The organism is Lapillicoccus sp., assembly GCF_025353065.1.
Classification (GTDB): Bacteria; Actinomycetota; Actinomycetes; order Actinomycetales; family Dermatophilaceae; genus Lapillicoccus.
In genome coordinates, this window is the sequence record NZ_JANXRJ010000310.1 from 1 (window position 1) to 4,433 (window position 4,433).

The following is a 4,433-nucleotide window of genomic DNA, read 5'->3' on the forward strand; positions in this document are numbered from 1 at the left end:
TACGCCAAGGCGCTCGGTGTCGACATCGATGCCCTTCTCGTCTCCCAGCCCGACACGGGGGAGCAGGCGCTCGAGATCGCCGACATGCTCATCCGCTCCGGATCGATCGACCTGGTCGTGATCGACTCCGTGGCGGCGCTCGTGCCTCGCGCCGAGATCGAGGGCGAGATGGGTGACAGCCACGTCGGTCTGCAGGCCCGCCTCATGTCGCAGGCGCTGCGCAAGCTCACCGGTGCGATCAACAACACCGGCACGACGGCCATCTTCATCAACCAGCTCCGCGAGAAGATCGGCGTCATGTTCGGCTCGCCCGAGACGACGACCGGTGGCAAGGCGCTGAAGTTCTATGCCTCGATCCGGCTCGACGTCCGGCGCATCGAGACGCTCAAGGACGGCTCCGACGCGGTCGGCAACCGCACCCGGGTCAAGGTCGTCAAGAACAAGATGTCGCCGCCGTTCAAGCAGGCCGAGTTCGACATCATCTACGGGCAGGGCATCTCCCGAGAGGGAGGCCTGATCGACATGGGGGTCGAGCAGGGCTTCGTGCGCAAGGCCGGCGCTTGGTACACCTATGAGGGCGACCAGCTCGGCCAGGGCAAGGAGAACGCTCGCTCGTTCCTGCGGGACAACCCCGACCTCGCGGACGAGATCGAGAAGAAGATCAAGGAGAAGCTCGGCATCGGCCCGCAGATCGACAAGCCGGTCGTCGCCGACGTCCCGGTCAACTTCTGAGCACGATGTCTGGCACCAGCACGAAGCAGGAACGTCTCGCCGCTGCCGCCAGGGTCCTGGCGGCAGCGGAGGAGTCGGCCCGCTGCCCGGCCGCAGGGGCCTCGGCCCCTCCCCCCTCCCGTATGCCGGGTGAGTCGGCCTCGAGCGCCGCTGCCCGGCTGTGGGTGGCCGGGGATCAGCCAGCAGACCTTCCCGATCCTGTCCAACCCGACGGCGAGGACGAAGCGCGTCAGATCGTCCTGAACCAGCTCACCCTGGGTCCGCGGACCCGCAAACAGCTCGCCGACAAGCTGCGAGAGCGGGACTATGACGCAGACGTCGCCGCCCGGGTCCTCGACCGGATGAGCGCCGTAGGCCTTGTCGACGATGCGGCCTTCGCCGAGACCGTCGTGCGGACCAAGCAGGCCGGCCGCGGGCTGTCCAAGCGGGCTCTCGCCCAGGAGCTGCGATGGAAGGGGGTCGACGACGACGTCGTCGCCGAGACGCTCGGCTCGATCGACGACGAGTCGGAGCGGGCCCGGGCGGAGGAGCTGGTGGCCAGGAAGATTCGGGCGATGGGCGGCCTCGAGCCGCACGTCCAGTCCCGCCGGTTGCAGGGGATGCTGGCCCGGAAGGGCTATCCGTCGTCGGTCATCTACGCCGTCGTGCGCGACGCCGTCAACGGAGCCCCGGAGCATCAACGCGACTGACCCCGACCTGACCCAGCCTGATCAGCACAGCCGGCGACACGGCATACCCTTGTCGGTGCGATGACATCCCAGACCACACGCAAGACCTATGACGTGCGCACCCACGGCTGCCAGATGAACGTGCACGACTCCGAGCGGCTCGCCGGCCTGCTCGAGACCGCGGGCTACGTCGACGTCCACAGTCTCGGCTCCGCATCTCCCGAGACCGCCGACGTTGTCGTCTTCAACACCTGCGCGGTCCGCGAGAACGCGGACAACAAGCTCTACGGCAACCTCGGTCATCTGCGCCCGGCCAAGCTGAAGAACCCCGACATGCAGATCGCCGTCGGTGGCTGCCTCGCCCAGAAGGACCAGGGCATCATCGTCGAGCGCGCCCCGTGGGTCGACGTCGTCTTCGGCACCAACAACATCGGCTCGCTCCCGGCCCTGCTGGACCGGGCCCGCCACAACCGGCAGGCCGAGGTCGAGATCAAGGAGAGCCTCGAGGTCTTCCCCTCGACCCTGCCGACCCGCCGCGACTCCGCGTATGCCGCGTGGGTCTCGATCTCGGTGGGCTGCAACAACACCTGCACGTTCTGCATCGTCCCGAGCCTGCGCGGCACTGAGGTCGACCGCCGGCCGGGGGAGATCCTCGCCGAGATCGAGGCGCTCGTGGCCCAGGGGGTCGTCGAGATCACCCTCCTCGGCCAGAACGTCAACTCCTACGGCGTCGAGTTCGGCGACCGGCTCGCGTTCGGCAAGCTGCTGCGGGCCTGCGGCGAGGTCGACGGGCTCGAGCGGGTGCGCTTCACCAGCCCGCACCCCGCCGCGTTCACCGATGACGTCATCGAGGCGATGGCCGAGACGCCCAACGTCATGCCGAGCCTTCACATGCCGATGCAGTCCGGCTCCGACCGGGTCCTGCGGGCGATGCGCCGGTCCTATCGCAGCGCGAAGTTCCTCGGCATCATCGACCGCGTCAGGGACCGGATCCCCGACGCGGCGATCACGACCGACATCATCGTCGGCTTCCCCGGCGAGACGGAGGAGGACTTCGAGCAGACCCTCGATGTGGTTCGCGCGGCCCGGTTCTCCAGCGCCTTCACCTACCAGTACTCGATCCGCACCGGCACGCCAGCCGCGACGATGGACGACCAGATCCCGAAGGCGGTCGTCCAGAACCGTTACGACCGGCTGCTGCTCGTGCAGGAGGAGGTCTCCTGGGCCGGCAACCGCGCCCTCGAGGGACAGATCCTCGAGGTGCTCGTCGCGACCGGCGAAGGCCGCAAGGACGCCGAGACCCACCGCCTCTCCGGCCGGGCCCGCGACAACCGGCTCGTCCACTTCGCGGTCCCGCCGGGCTCCGAGGTGCCGCGTCCCGGCGACGCGGTCGAGGTGGGGGTCACCTACGGTGCGCCCCACCACCTGGTCGCGGACTCCGGCACCCAGGGCGGCCCGTATGCCGTGCGCCGCACCCGTGGCGGCGACGCGTGGGCGGCGCTCCAGGAGAGTGGAGACGCGAAACCGGCGGTGTCGCTCGGGATGCCGTCGATCGGCCGTCCCGGCGCGACCCCGGTAGCAGCCGGCTGCAGCGTCTCCTGACCCACCCGGCACACCCGCTTGGGGTGAGAACGCGTGATCGATGACGCGTTCGTACCCCAATCCGGGGAGGAGGGTGGCGGGCGGTCGAAGCGGGTCAGGACATCGAGCCGGCGTCCTGGCCGGACTCGGATCCGTCCGAGACCCCACCGCCCTGGTCGGCGTCCTCGCCGTCCGGGACGGCTGCCGGCTTCCAGTCGCCATCCGGGTCGTCCCCGTGCTCCCGGACCACGACCGGCTCGTGCTCCGGTGCCTCTCCGCCGTGGGAGGTCCAGCGGCTCTCGACGGCGGACACCGCGCGGTCGAAGGAGGCGTCCCCCGACTGCTCTGGCACGTCCACCTGCTCTGGCAGGTCCACCGGCTCGGAGACGTGGTGCTTCGATTCCTGCTCGACGCTGTCTGACTCGCTCATCGTGCGTGCTCCTCGTCCCGGCGGGTCGGGTCTGGTGGGTCGTGGCGGATCGGGCCGGCATACCCCGGTGTCGCTGCGTGCGCCCCACCCTCGCACCCGGCCGAGGAGAACTCCACCGGCGGCCACGACTCCCACCGGGCGGGTGGCAGGGCGTCGGCGACGGCTGATTGACTGAGCGCATGGCCGTTCGTCCCATCGTCATCACCGGGGAGCCGGTCCTGCATCAGACCGCCCGGCGCGTCGAGGCCTTCGACGCCGAGCTGGTGGACATCGTGGCCGACATGTACGAGACGATGGACGTCGCTCACGGGGTCGGCCTCGCGGCGCCCCAGATCGGGGTCCCCCTCCGCCTGTTCGTCTACGAGATGGGCAACGACGACCGGGTGCCCCCGCGCGGCGTGGTCGTCAACCCGATCCTCACCCTCGGCAAGATCTCCACCGACCGCCCCGACCCGGACGACGAGAGCGAGGGCTGCCTCTCCGTGCCGGGCGAGAACTATCCGCTGAAGCGGGCTGAGCACGTCCGGGTCCAGGGCTTCGACGTGGACGGCAACCCCGTGGAGTTCGAGGCCACCGGGTGGTTCGCCCGGTGCATGCAGCACGAGTTCGACCACCTCAACGGCAAGCTCTACACCGACCGGCTCGACGAGCGGCAGGCCAGGAAGGCACGCAAGGCGATCACGAAGAACGGCTGGGGAGTGCCGGGCGGCTCATGGATGCCGGGGGTCGACGCCGATCCCTTCGGACACGACGAGGATGACCTCGACGAAGGCGGTCACGACGAGCACCTCGTCTGAGGACCGAGGCGCGGTGAGCTCGAGCTCCTCCCCGCGGCTGCTCGCGATCGTCGGCCCGACCGCCAGCGGCAAGTCCGACCTGGCCCTTGACGTCGCCGAGCGGCTCGGCGCCGAGATCGTCAACTCCGACGCGATGCAGCTCTACCGCGGGATGGACCTCGGCACGGCGAAGGTGCCCCCCGACCAGCGCCGCGGCATCCGGCACCACCAGCTCGACGTCCTGGG

At 69.8% G+C, this 4,433-nt stretch carries 6 protein-coding genes; 5 read left to right on the top strand and 1 reads right to left on the bottom strand.

The window, feature by feature from the left end:
* The 3 genes from recA to miaB all read left to right on the top strand — a co-directional run.
* On the top strand, positions 1-732 hold a 732-nt coding region (recA, locus tag Q0R63_RS22390; protein WP_295702319.1), incomplete at its 5' end, for a recombinase RecA.
* Between the two features lie 5 nt (positions 733-737).
* Positions 738-1,421 carry a regulatory protein RecX gene (locus Q0R63_RS22395; protein ID WP_295702320.1) on the top strand — a complete coding sequence of 228 codons (684 nt, stop codon included), beginning with the start codon at positions 738-740 and terminating at the stop codon, positions 1,419-1,421.
* A gap of 60 nt (positions 1,422-1,481) precedes the next feature.
* Complete coding sequence (gene miaB, locus Q0R63_RS22400) at positions 1,482-3,002, top strand: tRNA (N6-isopentenyl adenosine(37)-C2)-methylthiotransferase MiaB (RefSeq protein ID WP_295702321.1); 1,521 nt, start codon at positions 1,482-1,484, stop codon at positions 3,000-3,002.
* Between the two features lie 94 nt (positions 3,003-3,096).
* On the opposite strand, the gene Q0R63_RS22405 is transcribed toward miaB, so the two are convergent.
* Positions 3,097-3,411 carry a hypothetical protein gene (locus Q0R63_RS22405; protein WP_295702322.1) on the bottom strand — a complete coding sequence of 105 codons (315 nt, stop codon included), beginning with the start codon at positions 3,409-3,411 and terminating at the stop codon, positions 3,097-3,099.
* A gap of 179 nt (positions 3,412-3,590) precedes the next feature.
* On the opposite strand from Q0R63_RS22405, the gene def reads away from it, so the two are divergent.
* Positions 3,591-4,208: a peptide deformylase gene (gene def / locus Q0R63_RS22410; protein ID WP_295702323.1), complete on the top strand. Its 618-nt coding sequence runs from the start codon at positions 3,591-3,593 to the stop codon at positions 4,206-4,208.
* Positions 4,209-4,221: 13 nt separating this feature from the next.
* The coding region (locus tag Q0R63_RS22415) for an isopentenyl transferase family protein (RefSeq protein WP_295702324.1) at positions 4,222-4,433 on the top strand (212 nt) is incomplete at its 3' end.

Bases quoted from the DNA above. Each gene is read 5' to 3' on its own strand.
- Q0R63_RS22395 (WP_295702320.1), top strand. From the start codon at position 738: ATGTCTGGCACCAGCACGAAGCAGGAACGTCTCGCCGCTGCCGCCAGG.
- miaB (WP_295702321.1), top strand. From the start codon at position 1,482: ATGACATCCCAGACCACACGCAAGACCTATGACGTGCGCACCCACGGC.
- Q0R63_RS22405 (WP_295702322.1), bottom strand. From the start codon at position 3,411: ATGAGCGAGTCAGACAGCGTCGAGCAGGAATCGAAGCACCACGTCTCC.
- def (WP_295702323.1), top strand. From the start codon at position 3,591: ATGGCCGTTCGTCCCATCGTCATCACCGGGGAGCCGGTCCTGCATCAG.